Source organism: Piscinibacter sp., from assembly GCF_050175855.1.
Classification (GTDB): Bacteria; Pseudomonadota; Gammaproteobacteria; order Burkholderiales; family Burkholderiaceae_C; genus Piscinibacter.
In genome coordinates this window covers 1-22,424 of the sequence record NZ_JBFXIO010000006.1, presented here as the reverse complement: position 1 = coordinate 22,424, position 22,424 = coordinate 1, and the positions used below count along the sequence as shown (strand labels likewise).

Annotated in this window: 23 protein-coding genes; 21 read left to right on the top strand and 2 right to left on the bottom strand. The window is 66.2% G+C overall.

The annotated features are described in order from the left end of the window. Positions 1-3 precede the first annotated feature (3 nt). From cobT to AB7U92_RS01310, 5 genes are read left to right on the top strand one after another with little or no spacing between them, the layout of a single operon-like run. Positions 4-1,062 carry a nicotinate-nucleotide--dimethylbenzimidazole phosphoribosyltransferase gene (cobT, locus tag AB7U92_RS01330; RefSeq protein ID WP_128003316.1) on the top strand — a complete coding sequence of 353 codons (1,059 nt, stop codon included), beginning with the start codon at positions 4-6 and terminating at the stop codon, positions 1,060-1,062. Then, positions 1,059-1,862 carry an adenosylcobinamide-GDP ribazoletransferase gene (gene cobS, locus AB7U92_RS01325; protein ID WP_128003315.1) on the top strand — a complete coding sequence of 268 codons (804 nt, stop codon included), beginning with the start codon at positions 1,059-1,061 and terminating at the stop codon, positions 1,860-1,862. Before cobT ends, cobS begins: the two co-directional genes overlap by 4 nt. Continuing rightward, the gene (locus tag AB7U92_RS01320; protein WP_128003314.1) at positions 1,859-2,413 is read left to right on the top strand and encodes a histidine phosphatase family protein; all 555 of its coding nucleotides are present in this window, start codon (positions 1,859-1,861) and stop codon (positions 2,411-2,413) included. The genes cobS and AB7U92_RS01320 overlap by 4 nt, the downstream gene beginning before the upstream one ends. Continuing rightward, complete coding sequence (locus AB7U92_RS01315) at positions 2,392-3,144, top strand: 2'-5' RNA ligase family protein (RefSeq protein WP_428573955.1); 753 nt, start codon at positions 2,392-2,394, stop codon at positions 3,142-3,144. The genes AB7U92_RS01320 and AB7U92_RS01315 overlap by 22 nt, the downstream gene beginning before the upstream one ends. Next, positions 3,141-3,848, top strand: a complete 708-nt coding sequence (locus AB7U92_RS01310; protein WP_128003338.1) for a hypothetical protein — start codon at positions 3,141-3,143, stop codon at positions 3,846-3,848. Before AB7U92_RS01315 ends, AB7U92_RS01310 begins: the two co-directional genes overlap by 4 nt. Here AB7U92_RS01310 and AB7U92_RS01305 read toward each other — a convergent pair. Continuing rightward, entirely contained in the window at positions 3,814-4,290 is a 477-nt protein-coding gene (locus tag AB7U92_RS01305) for a hypothetical protein (protein WP_128003312.1), read from the bottom strand. The genes AB7U92_RS01310 and AB7U92_RS01305 overlap by 35 nt on opposite strands. A 311-nt stretch (positions 4,291-4,601) precedes the next feature. Between AB7U92_RS01305 and AB7U92_RS01300 the strand changes: the two genes are divergently transcribed. From AB7U92_RS01300 to AB7U92_RS01275, 6 genes are all read left to right on the top strand, one after another. Then, positions 4,602-5,606 carry a DUF7064 domain-containing protein gene (locus AB7U92_RS01300; protein WP_428573953.1) on the top strand — a complete coding sequence of 335 codons (1,005 nt, stop codon included), beginning with the start codon at positions 4,602-4,604 and terminating at the stop codon, positions 5,604-5,606. Positions 5,607-6,176: 570 nt separating this feature from the next. After that, complete coding sequence (locus AB7U92_RS01295) at positions 6,177-7,424, top strand: hypothetical protein (protein ID WP_428573951.1); 1,248 nt, start codon at positions 6,177-6,179, stop codon at positions 7,422-7,424. 36 nt (positions 7,425-7,460) lie between these two features. After that, complete coding sequence (locus AB7U92_RS01290) at positions 7,461-7,922, top strand: hypothetical protein (RefSeq protein WP_128003310.1); 462 nt, start codon at positions 7,461-7,463, stop codon at positions 7,920-7,922. A gap of 21 nt (positions 7,923-7,943) precedes the next feature. After that, a complete protein-coding gene (locus tag AB7U92_RS01285) occupies positions 7,944-8,354 on the top strand; it encodes a PEP-utilizing enzyme (RefSeq protein ID WP_428573949.1) in 411 nt (136 codons plus the stop codon). A gap of 139 nt (positions 8,355-8,493) precedes the next feature. Continuing rightward, a complete protein-coding gene (locus AB7U92_RS01280) occupies positions 8,494-9,066 on the top strand; it encodes a hypothetical protein (protein WP_428573947.1) in 573 nt (190 codons plus the stop codon). A 242-nt stretch (positions 9,067-9,308) separates the two neighbouring features. After that, positions 9,309-11,639 carry a helix-turn-helix domain-containing protein gene (locus AB7U92_RS01275; RefSeq protein ID WP_428573945.1) on the top strand — a complete coding sequence of 777 codons (2,331 nt, stop codon included), beginning with the start codon at positions 9,309-9,311 and terminating at the stop codon, positions 11,637-11,639. 108 nt (positions 11,640-11,747) lie between these two features. On the opposite strand, the gene AB7U92_RS01270 is transcribed toward AB7U92_RS01275, so the two are convergent. Next, complete coding sequence (locus AB7U92_RS01270; RefSeq protein WP_240668661.1) at positions 11,748-12,419, bottom strand: GntR family transcriptional regulator; 672 nt, start codon at positions 12,417-12,419, stop codon at positions 11,748-11,750. A gap of 119 nt (positions 12,420-12,538) precedes the next feature. Here AB7U92_RS01270 and AB7U92_RS01265 point away from each other — a divergent pair, with 119 nt between their 5' ends. The 10 genes from AB7U92_RS01265 to AB7U92_RS01220 are packed head-to-tail and all read left to right on the top strand — an operon-like array spanning position 12,539 to position 22,280. Continuing rightward, on the top strand, positions 12,539-12,949 hold the full coding sequence (locus AB7U92_RS01265) for a cobalamin B12-binding domain-containing protein (protein ID WP_011831861.1): 411 nt from the start codon (positions 12,539-12,541) through the stop codon (positions 12,947-12,949). A 21-nt stretch (positions 12,950-12,970) separates the two neighbouring features. Next, the gene (locus tag AB7U92_RS01260) at positions 12,971-14,404 is read left to right on the top strand and encodes a phenylacetate--CoA ligase family protein (protein WP_128003306.1); all 1,434 of its coding nucleotides are present in this window, start codon (positions 12,971-12,973) and stop codon (positions 14,402-14,404) included. 40 nt (positions 14,405-14,444) lie between these two features. Further along, positions 14,445-15,404, top strand: a complete 960-nt coding sequence (meaB, locus tag AB7U92_RS01255; RefSeq protein WP_240668660.1) for a methylmalonyl Co-A mutase-associated GTPase MeaB — start codon at positions 14,445-14,447, stop codon at positions 15,402-15,404. Beyond that, on the top strand, positions 15,391-17,079 hold the full coding sequence (locus AB7U92_RS01250) for a methylmalonyl-CoA mutase family protein (RefSeq protein WP_011831864.1): 1,689 nt from the start codon (positions 15,391-15,393) through the stop codon (positions 17,077-17,079). Before meaB ends, AB7U92_RS01250 begins: the two co-directional genes overlap by 14 nt. Positions 17,080-17,107: 28 nt before the next feature. Beyond that, the gene (locus AB7U92_RS01245) at positions 17,108-17,362 is read left to right on the top strand and encodes a hypothetical protein (protein WP_428573942.1); all 255 of its coding nucleotides are present in this window, start codon (positions 17,108-17,110) and stop codon (positions 17,360-17,362) included. Positions 17,363-17,392: 30 nt separating this feature from the next. Then, positions 17,393-17,974 (top strand): cob(I)yrinic acid a,c-diamide adenosyltransferase, encoded by a 582-nt coding sequence (locus AB7U92_RS01240; RefSeq protein WP_011831866.1) that lies wholly within the window; start codon positions 17,393-17,395, stop codon positions 17,972-17,974. A gap of 25 nt (positions 17,975-17,999) precedes the next feature. Beyond that, a complete protein-coding gene (locus AB7U92_RS01235) occupies positions 18,000-19,760 on the top strand; it encodes a thiamine pyrophosphate-binding protein (RefSeq protein WP_011831867.1) in 1,761 nt (586 codons plus the stop codon). Further along, positions 19,757-20,779, top strand: a complete 1,023-nt coding sequence (locus tag AB7U92_RS01230) for a gamma carbonic anhydrase family protein (RefSeq protein WP_011831868.1) — start codon at positions 19,757-19,759, stop codon at positions 20,777-20,779. The genes AB7U92_RS01235 and AB7U92_RS01230 overlap by 4 nt, the downstream gene beginning before the upstream one ends. A 34-nt stretch (positions 20,780-20,813) precedes the next feature. After that, positions 20,814-21,371: a cob(I)yrinic acid a,c-diamide adenosyltransferase gene (locus AB7U92_RS01225; protein WP_011831869.1), complete on the top strand. Its 558-nt coding sequence runs from the start codon at positions 20,814-20,816 to the stop codon at positions 21,369-21,371. 51 nt (positions 21,372-21,422) lie between these two features. Then, on the top strand, positions 21,423-22,280 hold the full coding sequence (locus tag AB7U92_RS01220) for a 3-hydroxybutyryl-CoA dehydrogenase (RefSeq protein ID WP_011831870.1): 858 nt from the start codon (positions 21,423-21,425) through the stop codon (positions 22,278-22,280). Positions 22,281-22,424: the final 144 nt, after the last annotated feature.

The following is a 22,424-nucleotide window of genomic DNA, read 5'->3' as shown; positions in this document are numbered from 1 at the left end:
CCCATGGATTCCGAGTTCGACACCGCCCTGCCGCTGCCCACTCTTGAGCATGCTGCCCGGCGTCAGCGTGTCCAGGCGGCGCTCGATGCCAAGACCAAGCCGCTGGGCGCACTGGGCTGCCTCGAATCGTTAGCCGTTCAGCTCGCGGTCGCGCTCGGCACCGACCAGCCCGCCTTGCTCGCGCCGCAGCTGGTGGTGTTCGCCGCCGACCACGGCATCGCCGCGCGTGGCGTCTCGGCCTATCCGGCCGAGGTGACGCGGCAGATGGTGTTGAACTTCCTGACCGGCGGCGCGGCCGTGTCGGTCCTGGCGCGTCAGCACGGCTTGGCCCTGACAGTGGCCGACTGCGGCGTCGCCGCCGAGTTCGAGGCTCACCCGATGCTGGCGCGGCTGAAGGTGGCCGGCGTCGAGCGAGGCACTGCCGATGCGAGCCGCGGCCCGGCGATGAGCGAGGCGCAATGCCGCACCGCCATCTTGCAGGGCCGCCGCCTCGTCGCGGCGCTGCCCGGCAACGTGCTGCTGCTGGGCGAGATGGGCATTGGCAACACCTCGGCGGCTGCCTTGTTGATGGCCCGCCTGACCGGCGCGCCGCTGCAGGTGTGCACCGGCCGTGGCACGGGTCTCGACGATACGGGCCTCGCCGCCAAGCGCGCAGTCCTGGCCGAGGCACTGGAGGCCAACGCCCAGGCGACGCGGCCGCTGCAGGCCCTGGCCGCTCTCGGTGGCCTGGAGATCGCCACCATGGTCGGCGCGGTGCAGCAGGCCGCGGCGAGCGGGCGCGTGATCGTGGTCGACGGCTTCATCACGACAGCCGCCGTGGCGGTGGCGGCCGCGCTGCAGCCCGCCGTGCTCGCCCACTGCGTCTTCGCGCACCGCTCGCAGGAGACCGGGCACACGCACTGGCTGCAGCACCTGGGTGTGCAGCCGCTGCTGGACCTGGACCTGCGACTCGGCGAAGGCTCGGGCGCCGCGCTGGCGTGGCCTCTGCTCGACTCCGCCTGCCGCGTGCTGGCCGAGATGGCCAGCTTCGCCTCGGCCGGGGTCAGCCAGCGCACGCCATGACGATGCTGGTGCGAGAGCTGAGGCTCTTCATGCTGGCGCTGCAGTTCCTGACCCGCGTGCCGGTGCCCGTCTGGGTCGGCTTCGACCCCGCACAGATGCGCCGGGCCGTTCGGCACTTTCCGCTCGTGGGCGTGCTGATCGGGGCATTCGGCGCCTGCATCGCACTGGCCGCGAACCGGTTCTGGCCGCCGACCGTGGCGGCTGCGCTGGCGCTTGCCGGTACCGTGTGGCTCACCGCGGCCTTCCACGAGGATGGCTTGGCCGACACCTTCGACGCGCTGCTGGGCGCCGCTTCGCGCGAGAAGGCGCTGGCGATCATGACGGATTCGCGCATTGGCACCTACGGTGCGGTGTCCTTGGTGCTGTCGCTGCTGGTGCGTACGCATTTGCTAGCCGAGCTGATGGCACGCGATCCGGCGGCGGCCGCCGCCGCCCTGATCGCCGCCCACGCGAGCGGCCGCAGCGCTGCGGTGGCGCTGATGGTGGTTTTGCCCTACGCGCGCAGCGACGAGGGTGACGCACCGCAGGCCAAGGCAGGCAGCGTGGCGCGCGATGTGCCTGGCATCGACGGGGCATGGGCTGTTGCCATCGGCCTGCTCGCGCTGGCGTTCGCGGCCCGGACACAAGCATCGCCGATCGCGGCGGGTGCCTCGCTGCTGATGCTGGTTGGCATGGTCTTCACGCTGCGCCGCTGGCTTCGACGGCGCCTGGGCGGCTACACGGGCGACACCCTGGGGGCTTCCGAGCAGATTGGCGAGATGGCCATCCTGATGGTATTCGCGGCGTCGGGGACGGGATGAGCGGGGTGCAGTTGCACGCCTGGCGACATCCCGCAGCGATCGGGGCGGAAGGACGGTGCATCGGGCGGACGGACCTGCGCGTCGATGCCCGGCGTGCGAAGCGGCAGGCACACCGGATCCGCGCCTTCGCCCGCCGCCACGGCCTGCCCTGCATCGTCGTCACTTCGCCGTTGGAACGCTGCCGCGCGGTGGGGCGCTGGCTGTTGCGCTGGGGCTGGCGACACTGGATCGACCCCGCGCTCGTCGAAGCGAACTTCGGCGAGTGGGACGGACAACCCTGGACGGCCGTTGCGCCGAAGGCGATCGACACCTGGTGCGCCGACTTCGTGGACCATGCCCCGGGCGGCGGCGAGTCCGTCTCATCGGTGCTGCGGAGAGTGCGGTCCTTCGATCCCGGCGAGGCACGGCTACTGGTCACGCACGGCGGCTGGCTCTGCGCCGCGCTGTGGCTGCGCGATCAAGGCAGTGCCCAGCCGACCAGCGAGCAGTGGCGGGCTCCGCCGCCCCACGGACAACAGGTCGACCTCGAATGGCAGCGGATCGCGCGCTGATTCGGGCCGACCCGCAGCCGGTCGTCACGGCACCGGGGCGCGACTGCACGATCGCGAGCCAACAAAGAGACTTCTCCGAGTGGCACCTGGGCCGGCCCCATTTCGCGGTATGGGCCCTCGCGCTGGAGGATCCAGCCCTGGACGTGCGCCTCAGACATGTTCGAACCGCCCTCGACGGTCACCTGCTGCGCGGCTACGAGCGGCAGCCGCACATCACTGTGCACGTGTGCGGCTTCCCCACGACGACGGCACGCCGGAACGACGACTTCGCGGTCGACGAACTCAAGGTGCAGATCGGCGCTCTTGTCCAGTCGGACATCGTCGCGTTCGACGTGCACGTCGGCGAGCCGTTCACGTTCACGTCCGCCGCATGCCTCTCGGTCGAGGATGCTGCGGGCAGCCTGACCCGCATTCGATCCCTCTGGGAACGGGCCGCGCCGACCTGGGACCGGACACACTATGTGCCGCACGTCACCGCCGGCCTCTATGCCGGCGCGTGGCCGTTGGCCGAGATCGAGGCGCGCCTGCGTTCGACTCCCTGCCCATCCCCGCTTGCCCTGCGAGTCCGTTCGGTCGACTGGATGTGCTACGAGAGCGCCCGGATTGCCGGTCCCATGCGCACCCTGATTCGATTCGATCTCGAACCTCGGAAGGCGCATGTCGTCGACGGCAAGCGGCTGCGACGAGTGTTCGGACAGGGAGTAGATCAACTCGAACAGGCATCATCATGATTCCCTTCAAGTCCATGCTGGACGAGGCCGGGCTCAACCGGCAGCACATCTTCGATCTCGCCAGGCTCCCGCCGGACCTGCTTGCGCCGCTGGGACTTGGCGAGCACGAACGCCAACTCATCCTCATCGGACACGCTGGGCGCCTCCTGTGGGAACGCGTACAGAAGCATGCAACGGACCCGGTGCATCCGATCGACTCGTACTCGATAGGCGTGGTCGAGCAATGGGCCGCCCTTGCGCTGCCCCAAGCGCGGATTCGCTTTGTCTACCCCAAGGGACTACCAGCCGACCGGCACATCGGTCTCCAGCGCCTCGGGACACTCGCGGGTTGGCACCATCCATCCCCGTTCATGGTGGGCATCAATGCCAGGTGGGGCAGCTGGTTTGCGTACCGCGCGGCGATCATCGTGGACTCGGAACTTCCGGCCTCGCCCGTCGAAGACCACGGGCATCCATGCGTCGATTGCACCGCCAAGCCGTGCATCGGGGCGTGCCCGGCCTCTGCGCTCGACGCCGGGACCATGGACATGAACGCCTGCCACCGCCAGCGGCTCTTGGAAGCCTCGCCCTGTGCGTACGCCTGCCCGGCCCGACAGGCCTGCCCTGTAGGCGTCGAGCACCGGTACGACAAAAGCCAGGTCCGGCACAGCGGGACTGGATCGCTCGCTGCTATAGGGATAAGGCGCTTGCTGAAGGCGTCGTAACCGCGCCGACTGGACGGCAAGCAGGAGACGATAGCCGCGGGACAATCCGCTTGAATGAACGGCGCACGTACGATTGACTCGATGGCTTGAGCCGACGCGTCAGCAGCGGTTCGACCACGGCGACGACGTCGGCGCCCACCGCCTGCGCGGACAGCGCGGCGAGCTGCGCGACCGCGCCATTGCCGACGATGGCGACTTTGTCGTTCGGCTGCGCGCCGCCGCACTCCGTCGCCACCCAGCCGGCGGCGAGGCAGTCGTCGATCAACCGCGCCGCGTCCGGCGAGCAGCCGTTGGGCAGTCCGGCGAGTGTGGTGTCGGCCAACGGCACGTGCACGAACTCAGCCAGCGCCGACCGACCGCCGCCGCGGACACCCGTCAGGCTCATGCACACGAGAGCGTAGGTGGGCCCGACGAGCGCTGGCTTCGGCACCAGTTCGCTCACGCCGGCGCCGGGTCCGACGTCGGGTGCGAAGCTGGCACGTCCTCGAGGAGCAGTAGCTCGTGTGCAGCGAGACCCTGGGCCTTGACCGACGCCACCGCCCAGCCACGCAATAGCGCGAGCCTCAACGGTTCTTCCCCGTCCTCCTACGTTCTTCTGTGCCGTCAGGGTATCCCCGAGCGCCGGCGACCCCATTGGCCGGATCGGACAGTGCGCGCTCCTCGGAATTGTCCGTCATGGCCATAGCTCACGGCGCGCACCCTCTCTACAGTCCTTCCAGACCGCCGGCCCAGACCGGCTCAAGGAGACAAAGCATGATTCGGGACGACGACGCTGACTTTCACCCGCCCGATCCGGCGCATCCGACCTGGGCAGAGACCAACTACTTCGGCTTCTACAACGCCGAGGAGCACCTCAATGTCGGGGTATATGCCCTGTTCCGCACCAATCTCGGCACGGTCACGACTTCAGTCTGCATGAACTCGCGCCGCACGGTGACGCACTGGGAGGCTGACTTCTGCGACATGCGCTCGGCCGTGCCGATCCCGCAGCCGCGCAACCTGCGCGACTACGCGCTCAGCAGCGGCTTGCACGTGCGCTGCCTTGCGCCCAACCGGCAGTGGCAGATCGACTACGACGACGGCCACGGCACCCGCATCGACGTTCGCTACGAAGCGCTGATGCCGGCCTTCGACATCCACGATCCGGCGATGGACCCGATGTGCGCGTCGGCGTCTCAGGAGGGCAAGTTCGCCTGGGGCACCGCTTACAACGGGCACTTCGATCAGACCGGCGCCTTCAAGGGCAGCGTCACGGTGCGCGGGCGCACGGTGCCGATCGATTGCGTCTCGACGATGGACCACAGCTGGGGCCCGCGCCCCGAGCGCGGCGCGCCCGCGATGAGCTGGCTGCACGCTCACTTCTCGAAGGACCTGGCGATCCATGCCATCCTCGGTTTCGATCCGGCACAGGACAACGGGCGCGAACTATGGCTTGCGCACGGCTACGTGCTCGAGCGCGGCAAGGTCTTCGGGCTGAAGTCCGGCACTGGCCAGACGCTGCGCAAGCAGGAGCGCTATCCCGAGAGCATCGCCTTGCGACTGACCGACAGCAGCAATCGCGTGTGGGAACTGAACGGGCGCACCGTGACCACGATGCCTTGGGTCTACGTGCCCAACAGCATCGGCTTCAACACGCTCAGCGAGTGGACCTGCGGCACGCAGCGCGGCTGGGGCGAGGTGATGGACTTCATCGAGCTGCCGGTCCTAAATACGCTCAACAGCGCCCCGGCCACGTTGAGCGCGTCCAAACCGCTTTGATGCTTCGCATGCCGCGCGCCATCTTCTTCGAGATGGATGACACCCTGGTGGACACGCGCACCGCATCGTGGAAGCTGTTCGCGCAGACGAACAGCGAGCACGGTCCGGGCATCCACACTCGGCTTGCATCCTCCGCCATCTTCGAGGACAGTTTCCTCGAGTCGCTGACGCGGCACTGCTCGCCTCCATCGCACCCTGCCTTTCAAACGAGTTTTCGGGCGACGTGCAGCCGCGCAAGGCCAAGTCGATGCGCCGCATCTTCGGGTACCACCGCTACGTCGCGCAGCGTTGCTGCAGCACGGCCTACCGCGAGGACGCGCCGGGCGGGGATATCCGCGGCGCACGGCCGCGGACGCCCAGGTGATTCAGGCGCCGCGCCGCGTGACCCTGAGGCCGGCGTGAAGGCGCAGCGGCGCGCTGGGTGGGCTGGCGCTGAACTCGTCGCCACGCGCCGCCCGCGCGACCACTCGCCGTAGCGCCGGCCTTGTAGTCAAGCCCGTGGTCGCGAGGCTACGCCACACCAACGCGACCACAGATAAGCCGAAGTTCCTTCCTCAAGGAGACACGAAGATGAAGTGCCTAGAACTGATGCCCCTCGAAGAAACCGTCAAGTGGGCCAAGCACAACTCCTGGTACGTGGCCGACCTGTTGGCCCGCCGGGGCACAGAGGGCGTGAACCCGCTGATTCCGCGCGCGGAATACGAAATGCTGTCGTGCCAGACCGCGTTCTTGCAGCACCCATGGCTGTACATGTGGCTGGGCGAGAAGGTCGGCATGGAGGGCATCCGCGCAACCTGCAGCTCCGGCCATCGGGAGTTCGGGATCAAGACGATCACGCCGTGCAACATCCAGTGGGGCTGCGGGATCGCGCTGTTCGGCCGGCTGTTCCTGATCGACGGCGGTCTGATCGGGCCGAACGACTACATCGACAACCTGCGCATCATCTACAGTTTCTGGCGCACCGTCTTCGAGGGCTACATGCGGCAGAAGAAGCCTGCGGTCATGGACGTGGGCTATGCGCTGCAGGTACTCGACCAGGACGTGGTCGAAGATCTGGGCACGAAGGTGGAGCCGCTGCGCGACCCGGAACTGCGCGCCACCGTGGGCCGCTTCAACTCGCTGGCCCAGCTGATGGGCTTCCTCGACCACTACGACAACCGGTTCGGGCTGGGCGACACCGGCCCGTACGACCTCGGCGACCGCTTGATGCTGGTCCGGGACTGCTTCGTCAACGAGAAGTCGTTCCCGTGGACCTACGTCGTCGGCGACCTGCCGTTCTCGTACTCGTTGGTCCTGACCTACGACAAGAAGAAGATCATGCGCGACCGCCAGAGCGGCAAGCTGAAGATGTTCTCGATCTACAACACCGGCACCCTGTTCTGCGATCCGGCCGACTACGAGGAAGAGGCACTGATCGAGGCGGCAGTCTATATGCGCGACGCCGACTTCCCGAATGGCACGACCACGAGGATCCCGCTGAACGAACTGGAGACGCACATCGCGAAGATCGAGGCTGCGGTCGAGCGGATGTACTCGTATCTCGCGATGAAGCCGCATTTCGACAAGATCCTCGAAGGCAACTGGACCTATGTCGCTGCCTCGCTGCCCTACGTGCGGGCGCACGACCTCGAAGCCGAGGCCGCCTCGATGGGGTTCTGGGACATGGATCTGCGCAGCATGGAGTACCTGATCAAGGGCTACGGCAAGGCCGGCGAAGTCCAGCGCAAGGCCGCGGCCGGCCTGGGAGCGCCTCCGCCGCAGCTTCCGGGGTTCCGCTGCCGGGGAACAAAGTTCGGCAGATACGAGATCAGCAACTGAGAAAGCGCCGCTTCATCAAATCGAAAGGAGCTGAACATGGCTGACATCAAGGTGAAGAAGGACGCCGAGAAGCGGTTTGCTTGGTCGCACGAGGAGTGGGCCCTGAGCAAGAACTTCCAGACGGCCGACGAGTTCGAGACTTGGCTGAACAACGAGTCGAAGTACTTCATCCGCTGCAACGCAGGCTTCTACGCCCAATGCGTGATCGTCTGCATCGAGTCCAAGGGCGACGAGTTCCTGGCTTACGTGGATGCGTACAAGGGCAAGTTCCCGCCCTGGTACACGGCCGAGGAACTGGCCGCGCTCGACATCGACGAGTTGCGCAAGGAGCCGGCGAAGATCAAGTGGGACGAAGACTGGGAATGGACGACTCTGCGCAAGACCGACTTCCCGCTGCGCCTGAAGGAAGTTGTCTTCCTCTACCCGCCTCAGGAACCCGCGATTCCGTGGCTCTTCCTCTCGCCCGAGGAAAGCGGCCTGGACAAGATGAAGATCTGACTCACCACAGGAGACACTCAAATGGCTAACGAGACCGAGATCGACGGCTACCGCTACATCGGACAGGGCTACAACGTGGTTCCGATCGGCCGCCACAAGGGCGTGGCGCTGAACGTGACAGATCCGAAACAGATGATCGCGTTGATGAAGGACCCGCAGAAGATCAAAGAGACGATGGTGGTCACGCCCGGCGGCACGACGACCTTCGTCGCGCCGCTGCTGTACAAGAAGCCCGCCGGCATCATCACCTACGCCGGAACGCCCGAATCTCACCTCGGCATCGTGGGGCGCAACTTCCGCGTGCCGATCATCATGACGCTGACGCTCGAGGGGGCGGAGTCCATTCCCGACGGCACTCCGCTGTTGATGGAGTGCGACGGCAAGCTGGGCCGCGTCTATGCGAAGATGGAAGTGAAGGCGGGGGCGCAGTAAGCGCCTGCGGAGCAATCGCCCGGGTCGACGCTTGGGTAATTGCCGAAGCCGGCCGGCGTCCGGTTCAGGTCGGACCGCCGCCGGACCCCCAACGCTCGAAGGGGCGACAGAGCCGGCGCGATGCCGCCATGTGACGAACATGCTTACCGAAACTGAATTCCTCGTCCTCAATGCGGTCTATCTCAAGAAGATGGTCACTGCACCGCAGATCGTCGAAATGACAGGCGCCGAGGCAGACGACGTCGCACGCTGCCTCGAGGACGCGACGACGCGGGGTTGGGTGATGGACATGGGCGCCGACGGCGTGATGGTGCTCGACGACGGCGCCGCCGAGGTGTTGAAGCACTACGCCGAGGCCTACGTTGAACAGCGCAAGGATCCGGCGATGACCGCCTGGTACCACGGCTTCGAGGCGCTGAACACTCGCTTCATCGCCGCGGTAACGCAATGGCAGGAGAGCGACGGGGACTCGAACGCCGAGCGCCGACTGCTGCAAGCGGCTGAACGGCTGGCCAAAGACATCGCGCTGCTGATGCCAGCGCTCCCCCGCTATGCGGGCTACGTCAGCCGTCTGGAAATCAGCATGGAAAAAGTCGATTTGGGCGAACGCGACTTCGTCTGCAACCCTACCGTGGACTCGGTGCACAACGTCTGGTTCGAATTCCACGAGGATATCCTCACGGTTCTCGGGCGCAAGCGCGATACGACGTGAACGTGCGCGCCGCCGATGCTGCGCAATGGCGCCGCCGCGCCGATGCCGCAGGGCCGCCGCTGGGCTTCCGTCCAGCGGGCGAGGCGGGGGCGCTGCATGGTCGTACACTGTGCTTCGCAAGGAGACCGCTTGTTGACGTGGGGCCGCGCGGTTTGGGGGGAGGGCTGCGCGCCGCGCATGCGAGTCCCCGCCCGCACGAAGAGGTCGAAGACATCGTCGTGCGGCCCTCCGTGCGCTGAAGGATGAAAGAGTCGATGCACAGGGCAAAGCGCAGCAGACACTTGGCCGTCGTGCCGCCTTCGGCTACGGTTGGCGACGCTTTGCCGGCCCCCTGGCCGCACCCTGCTCCCAGCCCCGCGCCGGCACTGCAGATCGGCGGCGCCCTGCGGGCGGTGGCCGACGCCGCGCTCGGTGGCGATCAACGAGTAAAGGAGGTTGCGGCAGCGTGCTTCGCCGCCGTGCTTGGCGGATGCGGCGTGGCCGTGATCGAACGCGTGGGCGCAGGTTGGCGCTGCGCCAGTGAGAATGCGTTCGGGCCGGGCGAACTCATTGCTGTTCTTCCGACGTCGGTCGCAACGTCGGGCGACATCTCCGTGCTGCCGGGTATCGGCACCTTCGTGCCGGTGAAGCCGGGGATGGGCGTCCTGGCGGATTGCCAGTTCGTCGACGCAGACCGCGCCCAGGTGCTGCGCTGTCTTGCGATCGGCTTCGAACTCGCGCTCACCGCAGCGAACCAGTATCGCGTCACGAGGGACGCGATGGACGAGATCGATAGCCTGCAGCAGGTCGCCAGGCGCATTCTGTCCGCATCCGAACTGGACGAGGTGTTGTTCTCGATCGCGCGAGAGACAGTCCGGCTCCTTGGCGCGGACATCGGCGGGGTGTTTCTTCGAGACGACGACGAGCTCGTGATGCGCAGTTGTGTCGGCAACGACACACTGGACATCGATCGGCTCAGGATGAAGCGCGGACAAGGGCTTGCAGGGCGCGTTTTGGAGACCGGGCGTCCGTGCAAGGTCGACGACTACCTCGCCAGCGATCAGGTCAGCCGCGACTACTTCTGGCTCGCTCGCGACGAGCAAATCCGCTGCGCGGTAGGCGCACCGCTGCTTGCGCGAGAGGGCGTGATCGGTGTTCTCGAGGTTTGGCGCCGACGCGACCTGCCGTTCACTGATCAGGACGAGAAGCGCGTCGCCGCGCTCGCCAATCTGACGGCGATCGCGGTCCAGAATGCCCGGCTGTACGAAAGCCAGAAGGCCGCAGTGCAGCAGCTCACACAGACCAACGAGAGTCTGCGCCAGCAGCACGAGGTCGTGCGTGTGTCGGCACAACTCCAGGACGACGTCATCGGCGCCCTGCTGGACGGCGGCGGCGTCACCGCGATTGCGCGGATCGTCGCCCGCCATGCCGCCGCGGAGGTCGCGATCCTGGGGACCGATCTCGGGGTGATGGCTGCCTATCCCGTGCCGGTCTCGCCCGGCGACTGGCTCGAGCGGGTGGAGAAGGCCGTGCGGCAGTTCCCCGGGTACGCGAACAACACGAGCGTGACGTCCCGGGAGCGCGACGGCTGGCTCTCGCTGCGTCCGATCGTTGCCGGCGGAGACCGGGTCGGCTGGGTATGCATGCACTCGAACAGCGAGCCGGCCGAGATGCAAGAAGCCGCAAGCCGTCAAGGAGCGGTCGCTAGCGCGCTGTATTGCCTTGAGCAGCGTGCTGCAAGTGTCGCCCGGGCATCCGCGCTCGGCGCGTTGATGTGGGACTTGCTGGAGGGCACGCCGCCGGTCAGGCAATCCGCGCTCGAGCGCTTGGCGGAGTTCCACATCGACCTGCGGGGTCCGCACCGCGTCGTCCATTGCACCATCGAGGGCTTGGCAGAGACGGCGCGCGGCGAGGGTTGGAACATGGACACGGTGCAGCGCAAGCGGCGCGCCGTGCGAGAAGCGAGCGAGCGAGCGCTGAGCGCTGCGGGACTGAAACTGACGTCCTCCCGCGGCGATCTGATCGTGGGGATCATCCCAGCGTTGGACGCCGCGCAGGTGACGCGGCAGCTCAAGTCGCTGAACGAGGAGATCCTGGCGAGGGATAAGGTCAGAACGTTCTGGGGCGTCAGCGCTCCATTCGATTCGCCGTCGCAGCTGTCGAACGCCAACCAGGAGGCCAAGTGTGCCGCGCTGGCCGTTGGGAAGCTCGGCACGGCGCAGAGCCCGGTGGTGATTCACGAGCATCTGGGCGTGCTGACGCTGTTATTGAACGGTGGCGGTATTGCCGAGGGGCACGACCTTCGCAAGTACATCGACCGCATGCTGGGCCCGATGCTCAAGTACGACTCCGCACACCATGGCGTCCTGGCGAAGACCATCCGATCCTATCTGGACAACGATTGTTCGCTGAAGCTGACGGCGCTGCAGCTTTTCGTCCACGAGAAGACCGTCCGCTACCGTCTCGCCCAGTTCGAGGAGTTGACGGGCGTCGACCTTCGCCGCCACCGCGAACGGATGTCGGTCGATCTAGCGCTGCTGATGCACGACTTCGCGACCCGGTCGACCGGCGTAGCAGGCGAGCGGGCCGGCTGACCACGCGCGGCGAACGCGGCGTTGCGTTGCTGGCGACTTCGCAGGGCCGCGAGATGGCCACAAAGATGGCGACACCAGCCCGAAGCCAGCCCGTCGGCCGCACCGCGTTCAACTATGCGCGACTTGCCGCTCCATGCACCCGACGCGGTCGTGTGCCGCGGTGACATGGGCAATGATGGCACGCGCCGCGCCATCGGCGTCACCTCGAGCGATGGCTTCCAGCACCGCGGCATGTTCATTCCACACATCGCGTGCCAACTCAGGGTGCTGCAACACTTCACCCATGGACCGCCGCAGGTGCTGCCAGTGGGCCTGCATTGACTGAACCACGAGCGGATTCCCGCTGGCCTGGTAGATCCACTCGTGAAAGTCCACGTCCGCCAGTAGTGCGGCGTGCGCGTCGCCTGCGGCTGCAACCTTCCGGCCGAGCTGAACGATAGCCTCGCCCGCAGCGACCTGCCCCTTCGTCGCGCGTACTGCAGCCAGCGAGGCCGCCAGCGGCTCCAGGGCCGAGCGCAGTTCGAAGATCGCGTCAAAGCGGGCGCGGTCGACGGGCGCCACTTGAAGCCCACGCCTTCCGCGGTCTACCAAGAAGCCTTGCACTTTGAGCTGACTCAGCGCAGTCAACACCGGCTGGCGAGACACCTGCAGCTTCTCCGCGAGTTCATCCTGCCGCACCGGGTCTCCTGGCGCCAGAACCCCCTCGCAGATCGCGTCCAGGATCTTCTCGTAGACCTGTTCGACGAGCGGCTTGGTTCGCTGAAGGGATTCGATGCTCATGGTGTCTGCATTATCGCTGCGGCCTAGGGTAAATACCGCATGTCGCATGTCGCATGTCGCATACGATAGATGCATTCTCAGCGACTTGCAACCTTCTTCACCGGAAACAATAGCTCGCCATGGACCAAATCCCGATCCGCGTTCTTCTCGCCAAAGTCGGCCTCGACGGCCATGACAGAGGCGTCAAGGTGGTCGCTCGCGCGCTGCGCGACGCCGGCATGGACGTCATCTACTCCGGCCTTCATCGCACGCCCGAAGAAGTGGTCAACACCGCCATCCAGGAAGACGTGGACGTGCTGGGTGTGAGCCTCCTGTCCGGCGTGCAGCTCACGGTCTTCCCCAAGATCTTCAAGCTCCTGGAAGAGAGAGGCGCCGGCGACTTGATCGTGATCGCCGGTGGCGTGATGCCGGACGAGGACGCCGCGGCCATCCGCAAACTGGGCGTGCGCGAGGTGCTCCTGCAGGACACGCCGCCGCAGGCCATCATCGACTCGATCCGCGCCTTGGTCGCCGCGCGCGGCGCCCGCTGAAGTCAGCGCAGGAGGCATGCGATGGAAGAGTGGAAGTTTCCCGTCGAGTACGATGAAAATTACTTGCCGCCGGCCGACAGCCGGTACTGGTTTCCGCGACGCGAGACGATGCCGGCGCCGGAGCGTGACAAGGCCATCCTCGGTCGCCTGCAGCAGGTATGTCAGTACGCCTGGGAGCACGCACCGTTCTATCGCCGCAAATGGGAGGAGGCCGGCTTCCACCCCCGTCAGCTGAAGTCATTGGAGGACTTCGAGGCTCGCGTACCGGTGGTGAAGAAGACAGACCTGCGTGAATCGCAGGCCGCGCACCCGCCGTTCGGCGACTACGTGTGCGTGCCGGATTCCGAGATCTTCCACGTCCACGGAACGAGCGGCACCACCGGGCGCCCGACCGCTTTCGGCATCGGTCGGGCCGACTGGCGCGCCATCGCCAACGCGCATGCGCGGATCATGTGGGGCATGGGCATCCGCCCGGGCGACCTGGTCTGCGTCGCAGCCGTCTTCAGCCTCTATATGGGTAGCTGGGGTGCGCTGGCTGGCGCAGAGCGGTTGCGCGCCAAGGCTTTTCCCTTCGGCGCCGGCGCGCCCGGCATGAGTGCCCGCCTGGTGCAATGGCTCGACACCATGAAGCCGGCCGCCTTCTACGGCACGCCAAGCTACGCGATCCATCTCGCTGAGGTAGCGCGCGAGGAGAAGCTGAGTCCGCGCGACTTCGGTCTGAAGTGCCTGTTCTTCAGCGGTGAGCCGGGCGCTTCGGTGCCTGGCGTCAAGGACCGAATCGAGGAAGCCTATGGCGCCAAGGTCTACGACTGCGGTTCGATGGCCGAGATGTCCCCTTTCATGAACGTCGCCGGCACCGAACAGAGCAACGACGGCATGCTGTGCTGGCAGGACATCATCTACACCGAGGTCTGTGACCCGGCCAATATGCGGCGCGTGCCCTACGGCCAGCGCGGCACGCCGGTGTACACCCACTTGGAGCGCACCAGCCAGCCGATGATCCGGCTGCTCTCGGGCGACCTCACGCTGTGGACGAACGACGAGAATCCCTGCGGCCGCACCTATCCCCGGCTGCCGCAAGGAATCTTTGGCCGCATCGACGACATGTTCACCATCCGCGGCGAGAACATTTACCCGAGCGAGATCGACGCAGCACTGAACCAGATGTCGGGCTACGGCGGTGAGCACCGGATCGTCATCACGCGCGAGTCGGCGATGGACGAGCTCTTGCTGCGCGTCGAACCCAGCGAGAGCGTTCACGCGGCGGGGGCTGCTGCACTGGAGACGTTCCGCACAGAAGCATCGCACCGGGTTCAGACCGTGCTCGGCGTCCGTGCCAAGGTGGAACTGGTCGCGCCGAACTCGATCGCGCGCACCGACTTCAAGGCGCGGCGCGTGATCGACGACCGCGAAGTGTTCCGGGCGCTGAACCAGCAACTGCAATCGAGCGCCTGAGCAGGCAGGGACCGGAATGACTTACGTTCCCTCATCCGCCTTGCTCGAGCAACTCCGAGCCGGCAATACCTGGGCGCTTGGCCGCCTGATCTCGCGCGCCGAGGCCGGTGTGGCCGAGGCGCGGCCAGCATTGGCCGAGGTCTATCGGCACGCCGGCTCGGCGCATGTGATCGGTCTCACCGGGGTGCCGGGGAGTGGCAAGTCGACTCTCGTGGCGAAGCTCACGGCCGCCCTGCGCAAGCGTGGTGAAAAGGTCGGCATCGTCGCAATCGATCCGTCGAGCCCGTACTCGGGCGGTGCGATCCTCGGCGACCGTATCCGAATGACCGAACTCGCCAACGATTCCGGCGTATTCATCCGCAGCATGGCCACGCGCGGCGCGACGGGGGGCATGGCGCGTGCCGCCCTCGACGCCGTGGACCTGCTGGATGTCGCCGGCTATCACACCATCATCCTGGAGACTGTCGGAGTCGGTCAGGACGAGGTGGAGGTGGCGCACGCATCGGACACGACAGTCGTCGTATCGGCGCCAGGCCTTGGAGACGAGATCCAGGCCATCAAAGCCGGCGTCCTGGAAATCGCCGACATCCATGTTGTCAGCAAGTGCGACCGCGACGACGCGAATCGCACGCTCACCGATCTCAAGCAGATGCTGACGCTCGGCACCATGGTCGGGCCCAAGCGCGCATGGGCGATCCCGGTCGTGGGTGTCAGTTCGTACACAGGCGAAGGCGTCGACGACCTGCTCGGTCGCATCGCCGCCCACCGCCAGGCGACGGCCGACACCGAACTCGGCCGCGAACGGCGCCGTCGCGTAGCCGAATTCCGCCTTCAGAAGACCGCCGAGACGCTGCTCCTGGAGCGATTCACCACCGGAGCGCAGCCCTTCTCGCCTGCGCTCGCAGACAGCCTCAGCAACCGTGCGTCGGATCCCTACGCCGCAGCACGCGAACTCATCGCCCGAACGATCCGCAAGGAGTACTCGAATGACCTGGCTTGAGCCGCAGATAAAGTCCCAACTCCAATCGGAGCGCAAGGACTGGGAAGCGAACGAAGTCGGCGCCTTCTTGAAGAAGGCGCCCGAGCGCAAGGAGCAGTTCCACACGATCGGGGACTTCCCGGTCCAGCGCACCTACACCGCTGCCGACATCGCCGACACGCCGCTGGAGGACATCGGTCTTCCGGGGCGCTACCCGTTCACGCGCGGGCCCTACCCGACGATGTACCGCAGCCGCACCTGGACGATGCGCCAGATCGCCGGCTTCGGCACCGGCGAGGACACCAACAAGCGCTTCAAGTATCTGATCGCGCAGGGCCAGACCGGCATCTCCACCGACTTCGACATGCCCACGCTGATGGGCTACGACTCCGACCACCCGATGAGCGACGGCGAGGTCGGCCGCGAGGGCGTGGCGATCGACACGCTGGCCGACATGGAGGCGCTGCTGGCCGACATCGACCTCGAGAAGATCTCGGTCTCGTTCACGATCAACCCGAGCGCCTGGATCCTGCTCGCGATGTACGTGGCGCTCGGCGAGAAGCGCGGCTACGACCTGAACAAGCTGTCGGGCACGGTGCAGGCCGACATCCTGAAGGAGTACATGGCGCAGAAGGAGTACATCTACCCGATCGCGCCGTCGGTGCGCATCGTGCGCGACATCATCACCTACAGCGCGAAGAACCTGAAGCGCTACAACCCGATCAACATCTCGGGCTACCACATCAGCGAGGCCGGCTCGTCGCCGCTGCAGGAGGCGGCCTTCACGCTGGCCAACCTGATCACCTACGTGAACGAGGTGACGGAGACCGGCATGCACGTCGACGAGTTCGCGCCGCGCCTCGCCTTCTTCTTCGTGTCGCAAGGTGACTTCTTCGAGGAGGTAGCGAAGTTCCGCGCCCTACGTCGCTGCTACGCGAAGATCATGAAGGAGCGCTTCGGCGCGAAGAACCCCGAGTCGATGCGGCTGCGCTTTCACTGTCAGACCGCGGCGGCGACTTTGACCAAGCCGCAGTACATGGTCAACGTCGTGCGTACGTCGCTGCAGGCGCTGTCGGCCGTGCTCGGCGGCGCGCAGTCGCTGCACACCAACGGCTACGACGAAGCCTTCGCGATCCCGACCGAGGATGCGATGAAGATGGCGCTGCGCACGCAGCAGATCATTGCCGAGGAGAGTGGTGTCGCCGACGTGATCGACCCGCTGGGTGGCAGCTACTACGTCGAGGCGCTGACCACCGAGTACGAGAAGAAGATCTTCGAGATCCTCGAGGAAGTCGAGAAGCGCGGTGGCACCATCAAGCTGATCGAGCAGGGCTGGTTCCAGAAGCAGATTGCGGACTTCGCTTACGAGACCGCGCTGCGCAAGCAGTCCGGCCAGAAGCCGGTGATCGGGGTGAACCGCTTCGTCGAGAACGAAGAGGACGTCAAGATCGAGATCCACCCGTACGACAACACGACGGCCGAACGCCAGATTTCCCGCACGCGCCGCGTTCGCGCCGAGCGCGACGAGGCCAAGGTGCAAGCGATGCTCGACCAACTGGTGGCTGTCGCCAAGGACGAGTCCCAGAACCTGATGCCGCTGACCATCGAACTGGTGAAGGCCGGCGCAACGATGGGGGACATCGTCGAGAAGCTGAAGGGGATCTGGGGTACCTACCGCGAGACGCCGGTCTTCTGAGCGTCGGCCGGCCATGTCGGGATCCAGCATGCTGTCTCGTGCCGAGGTGCGCCAACTGAAGTCGGCGGTGCGCCGCGTGGCGAACCCGGCTGCGGCCGAGCGGCTGCTGGCCGACAGCGTGCGACAGGGACACGACAAGCTGGCGCTGCATCGATACTTGGCACTGCACAGAATTGACGCGGCGCGGTGCGCCCCCTACGAGGATTACTGCTGTCAGGTGGCCGGCCGTTTGCCAGGCGAGTCGCTGCGTCGGGTCCTCCGTCACGCAGGCTGGATCGGCTGAGACGCTGAGCACGGCGCAAGGAGTGGTGGCATGAACAGCGATGGCATATCACACGACCCCCGTCGTGGCGACGACGGTACGACGTCATTGGCCGGCGGTACACGGGTCGAGAAGAACAGCCCGTACATGCAGGCTATCGGCGTCGTAGATGAATTGAACAGCCTGATCGGCATGGCAATCGCTTCGGAGTGCGGCTCCGATCTCCGCGTGGTGCTGTCGGAAACGCAGGACGAACTGGTGGCGCTGTCCTCCGAGCTCTCGTCGCCGGGCAGCATCGTCTTGACGCTTGCGGCGCTGCAGCGTGTCGACAAGGAGCTGACCAGGTGGCTTGCGGACTTGCCTCCGGCGGCCGGCATCGTCCTGCCGCGCGGAACGATGGCCGCGGCGCTGTGCTTCAAGGCACGAGCGACATGTCGCACGCTAGAGCGCGAACTCGTCGGTCTCGAGGAGGCGGATCGCGAGTCTTGCGCGGATTCGTTGCGCCTGCCGTATGTCAACCGGCTGTCCGATCTTCTGCATGCGCTCGCCCGAACTGTGAATCGACGTGCCGACGCCGAGGCGATCGTCAGGGCCGCCGGTGTCCAGGCTGGATCGGCAAGTCGGAGCGACTGATACTTCGACCTCGAAAGGAGCGGCGATGAGCCCGGCCACCGTTGGTGTGAACAGCGCCGCTGCCGTGATCGCACGCAAGCTCAAGGCGCTTGAGGTTGATCGCGTCTTCGGCCTGTGCGGCGGCCACATCATGCCGATCTGGATGCGGCTGGATGCGGAAGGCATCCGGATCATCGATGTGCGCGACGAGCGCGCTGCGGTCTACATGGCGCACGCCTATGGCGAACTCAGTGGCAAGCCCGGGGTGGCGCTCGTGACGGCCGGACCAGGCGTCACCAACGCCATGACAGGTATTGCCAACGCGCATGTCTCGCGTGCTCCAGTGATGATCCTTTCGGGCGTTCCCCCCAGGCCGCAACTCAGCCGCGGCGCCCTGCAGGATCTCGACCACGTTGGCATGGTCAAGGGCATCACGCGCTTTGCCCTCACCGTGCACGAGGCAACGCAGGTGCCACGCGCCATGAACCAGGCGTGGGCTATGGCCCTCGGTGACTCAGGCGGCGAGCCTGGTCCCGTGTTCCTAGACTTTCCCACGGACACGCTCCGCGTCGATATTTCGCCGGCCGAGCAGGGGGACGAACATGCGCGCCCAATTGCGCGCGGCGAGATTCATGCCGATCCAACCCTTGTGTCAGAGGCGGCGGACCTGATCTTGCACGCACGGCGGCCGCTCGTGATCGGTGGCCGAGGGGCGCGCGCGGCGAAAGCCGAACTCGAGGAGTTCCTCGCGGCCAGTGGCGCGGTGTTTCTCGATACCGGGGAATGCAAGGGCGTCCTGGCCGACGACCACCCTGGACTGGTGAACGCCATGCGCGCCACGGCCATGGGCGAAGCCGACCTCGTGATCACCCTCGGCCGCAAGCTCGACTTCCAACTGGCCTACGGCTCTCCCGCCGTGTTTAGTGCGGCGCGCTGGTTGCGGATCGCCGACAACGTCGCGGAACTACAGGACAACCGACGCGGAGCGGTGGAGCTCCTGGCTTCGCCACGCCTGGCGCTGCGCGCGCTGACTGCAGCCGGACGAGGACGCGCGTCATCGGTGGACCGAGCTTGGCGGGATCGCCTTTGCACCGGACATGCGGAACGATCGGCGAAGCTCGCTAAGGACATGGCCACAGCCGGCGATGGGTCGGACGGCCGGATGCACCCGAACCGCCTGCTCGCCGGAGTGCAGCGCGCGATCGGTGACGACGCCGTGGTGGTTGCCGACGGCGGTGACTTCCTGGCCTTCGCGCGGGTGGGCATTCGCTGCGGCACCTATCTCGACCCAGGGCCATTGGGCTGCATCGGCGTGGGAACGTCCTTCGGCATCGGCGCCGCGCTGGCCTGCCCTCAACGCACGGTCGCCGTGCTGACCGGCGATGGCGCCTTCGGTTTCAACGCCATGGAGATCGATACTGCCGTGCGCCACGGCGTACCGGTGCTCGTGGTGGTGGCGAACAATGGAGCTTGGCAGATCGAGGTGCACGACCAGACGACCACGCATGGCAAGGTGGTTGGCACGCGGCTGCAGCACGCCGACCATGCCGCGATGGCACGCGCGTTCGGCGCGCATGGCGAGCGCGTGGAGAGTGCGGAGCAACTGCCGCTCGCGATTGAACGGGCGATGGCGGCGATCAAGTCAGGACAGCCCGCGCTGTTGGACGTGCTGGTGAGTGGCGAGCCCATGTCGTCGGATGCGAGGTCCGGGCTCGCATGGGTGCCGGATCTGCAGGCAATAGCTGCCTGGGATGACGCCGAGCGTCAGTGGCGCGCAGGAACCACGCGAATCGGTATCGTGAAATGACTCTTGGGCTCAACCTGATTGCGTACCAGGGTACGCTCCCCGCGTTCGCCTCTCAGCCCGCGGCGGCGCTCCCTGGTCACGCCGTCGTAGGCCGCGTCTCGCTGGGTCGCAACGCATGGCTGGGCGCTGGCGCGGTCATCCGTGCCGACGGACACTTCGTGCGGATCGGTGACGACTTGCACATGGGCCGAGGCGCGACAATCCATATCGCCCACGAGGTCTATCCAACCTTGGTTGGCGCTAGGGTGTCCATCGGCGCTGATGCGGTCGTGCATGCCTGCACCGTGGGTAACGATGTCGTCGTCGAGCGGGGATCCGTGATCCTTGACGGTGCGAAGGTCGGTGACGGTGCCGTCGTCGAGGCTGGGAGCATCGTCTATCCGCGAAGCACGCTGGAGCCTGGCATGTTGTACGCGGGTCGGCCCGCCAAGCTGTTACGGGCGCTTGGCCTGCATGAAGTGCAGAGCCGAGCCGAACTGCAGCGAGCGCGCAATGAGGCATGCGACGTCCGCTGGACGTGCCAACCGATTCCGACCGGAGCTGCGCCCGATTCATTCGTCGCCGGCACCTGCGATCTCTCGGGCAGCGTTCACTTGGCCGAGGGCGCCAGCGTGTGGTTTGGCTGCCGTCTGGATGGTCGCGAGGGGCCGATTTCGATCGGCAGACTCTGCAACGTGCAGGACAACTCGGTGCTTCGGGCCGGATCCCTGGGGATGTCGTTGGGCGATCAAACCACGGTCGGACACAACGTCCAGCTGGTGGACTGCAGCGTCGGTTCCCGCTGCCTCGTCGGCATCGGCAGTAGCATCGCACCCGGCACGCGCATCGATGACGACACCTTCGTCGCTGGCGGCAGCGTCACCGAACCCGGCCAGCACCTGACGGGCGGACGGGTTTGGGGCGGCGATCCTGCACGGCCTATCGGCGAGATGAACGAGGCCAAGCGGACGGCGATCTCGAACATCGCGATCGTTTACGAAAGTTATGCGCGAGCGTTGCATGCCAGCGTACTAGGCTGACTGCAGGAACGGACCGGCACGGAAGCGAGAAAGCATGGGCAAGCGACTCACGAGCATCGTCACCCGCACGGGCGACAACGGCACCACGGGCCTGGGCGACGGCAGCCGACTTAGCAAGACAGCGCCTCGCGTGATGGCCATGGGCGACGTCGACGAACTCAACTCCGCCGTGGGAATGCTGCTGTCCCTCGGCGTGAATGTCGACGAGGACCTGAAGACCTCGACCTTGCTGCGCACCGTCCAGCAGGATCTGTTCGACCTGGGCGGTGAACTCAGCATCCCTGGCTACACGCTGCTGAAGGCGGAGCGGGTCGTGGCCCTGGACGAGTGGCTGCGTCAAGCCAATGCGAGGCTGCCGCGCCTGGAGGAGTTCATCCTGCCCGGTGGCTCTCTGGCCGCTGCGCAGGCACATGTGGCGCGCACGGTATGTCGTCGCGCCGAGCGCTCCGTCGTCGCGCTGGCCGAACAGCATCCCGTCAATGCGACTGTCCTTCAGTTCCTCAACCGCCTCTCCGATCTGCTGTTCGTGCTGGCGCGCCTGGTGAACCGGGTAGCGGGCGGCGTCGACGAGCAGTGGAACCGAAGTCGCTGAGTGCGCCCGCGCACGCCGAACGTTCTCCTCTATCCATACAGGCTCCTTCGCATGGCAAACCCTCCAGGCTCCATCGGCGTCATCGGCGCCGGCACCATGGGCAACGGAATCGCGCAGGTCTGCGCGGTGGCCGGCCTCAACGTGACGATGTTGGACGTCGACGACGCCGCGTTGAAGCGCGGCATGGACACCATCATCCGCAATCTCGACCGCATGGTGGCGAAAGAGAAGCTGACGGCCAGCGCCCGCGATGCCGCGCTGGCGAAGATCAGTACCGGTCTGGACTATGGCGCGCTGCAGTCCGCCGATATGGTGATCGAGGCTGCGACGGAGAACCTGGGACTCAAGCTGAAGATCCTGCGGCAAGTCGCCAACTGCGTCGGCAAGGACGCGATCATTGCGACGAACACCTCGTCGATCTCGATCACCCAGCTGGGCGCTGTGCTCGACGCGCCGGAGTGCTTCATTGGCATCCACTTTTTCAATCCCGTGCCGCTGATGTCGCTGCTGGAGGTCATCCGCGGCGTGCAGACGTCGGACGCGACCCATGCTGCCACGATGGCGTTTGCCCAGAAGGTGGGCAAGGCGCCGATCACGGTCCGCAACAGCCCCGGTTTCGTGGTCAATCGCATCCTGTGCCCGATGATCAACGAGGCCATCTTCGTCCTGCAGGAAGGCCTGGCGTCTGCCGAAGGCATTGATGTCGGCATGCGCCTGGGATGCAACCATCCGATCGGTCCGCTAGCACTGGCCGACATGATCGGCCTCGACACCTTGTTGTCGATCATGGGCGTGCTTTACGACGAGTTTAACGATCCCAAGTACCGCCCAGCGCTGCTGCTGAAGGAGATGGTCGCCGCCGGCCGCCTCGGCCGGAAGACCAAGCAAGGGTTCTACAGCTACTCCTGACGCACGACAGCGGAGATCCCGGCGATTCGAAAACGCCGGGTTTCATTGTGGCTCAGGGGCCTCAGAACGCCTTCAGCAGGCGCAAGTTGATGCGGTCCGACTCCTTCAGGCCGTTGCGCACGGTCAGGTCACGTCCATAGAGCG

Coding starts and splice junctions, on each gene's coding strand:
- cobT (WP_128003316.1), top strand. CDS start 4: ATGGATTCCGAGTTCGACACCGCCCTGCCGCTGCCCACTCTTGAGCAT.
- cobS (WP_128003315.1), top strand. CDS start 1,059: ATGACGATGCTGGTGCGAGAGCTGAGGCTCTTCATGCTGGCGCTGCAG.
- AB7U92_RS01320 (WP_128003314.1), top strand. CDS start 1,859: ATGAGCGGGGTGCAGTTGCACGCCTGGCGACATCCCGCAGCGATCGGG.
- AB7U92_RS01315 (WP_428573955.1), top strand. CDS start 2,392: ATGGCAGCGGATCGCGCGCTGATTCGGGCCGACCCGCAGCCGGTCGTC.
- AB7U92_RS01310 (WP_128003338.1), top strand. CDS start 3,141: ATGATTCCCTTCAAGTCCATGCTGGACGAGGCCGGGCTCAACCGGCAG.
- AB7U92_RS01300 (WP_428573953.1), top strand. CDS start 4,602: ATGATTCGGGACGACGACGCTGACTTTCACCCGCCCGATCCGGCGCAT.
- AB7U92_RS01295 (WP_428573951.1), top strand. CDS start 6,177: ATGAAGTGCCTAGAACTGATGCCCCTCGAAGAAACCGTCAAGTGGGCC.
- AB7U92_RS01290 (WP_128003310.1), top strand. CDS start 7,461: ATGGCTGACATCAAGGTGAAGAAGGACGCCGAGAAGCGGTTTGCTTGG.
- AB7U92_RS01285 (WP_428573949.1), top strand. CDS start 7,944: ATGGCTAACGAGACCGAGATCGACGGCTACCGCTACATCGGACAGGGC.
- AB7U92_RS01280 (WP_428573947.1), top strand. CDS start 8,494: ATGCTTACCGAAACTGAATTCCTCGTCCTCAATGCGGTCTATCTCAAG.
- AB7U92_RS01275 (WP_428573945.1), top strand. CDS start 9,309: ATGAAAGAGTCGATGCACAGGGCAAAGCGCAGCAGACACTTGGCCGTC.
- AB7U92_RS01270 (WP_240668661.1), bottom strand. CDS start 12,419: ATGAGCATCGAATCCCTTCAGCGAACCAAGCCGCTCGTCGAACAGGTC.
- AB7U92_RS01265 (WP_011831861.1), top strand. CDS start 12,539: ATGGACCAAATCCCGATCCGCGTTCTTCTCGCCAAAGTCGGCCTCGAC.
- AB7U92_RS01260 (WP_128003306.1), top strand. CDS start 12,971: ATGGAAGAGTGGAAGTTTCCCGTCGAGTACGATGAAAATTACTTGCCG.
- AB7U92_RS01250 (WP_011831864.1), top strand. CDS start 15,391: ATGACCTGGCTTGAGCCGCAGATAAAGTCCCAACTCCAATCGGAGCGC.
- AB7U92_RS01245 (WP_428573942.1), top strand. CDS start 17,108: ATGCTGTCTCGTGCCGAGGTGCGCCAACTGAAGTCGGCGGTGCGCCGC.
- AB7U92_RS01240 (WP_011831866.1), top strand. CDS start 17,393: ATGAACAGCGATGGCATATCACACGACCCCCGTCGTGGCGACGACGGT.
- AB7U92_RS01235 (WP_011831867.1), top strand. CDS start 18,000: ATGAGCCCGGCCACCGTTGGTGTGAACAGCGCCGCTGCCGTGATCGCA.
- AB7U92_RS01230 (WP_011831868.1), top strand. CDS start 19,757: ATGACTCTTGGGCTCAACCTGATTGCGTACCAGGGTACGCTCCCCGCG.
- AB7U92_RS01225 (WP_011831869.1), top strand. CDS start 20,814: ATGGGCAAGCGACTCACGAGCATCGTCACCCGCACGGGCGACAACGGC.
- AB7U92_RS01220 (WP_011831870.1), top strand. CDS start 21,423: ATGGCAAACCCTCCAGGCTCCATCGGCGTCATCGGCGCCGGCACCATG.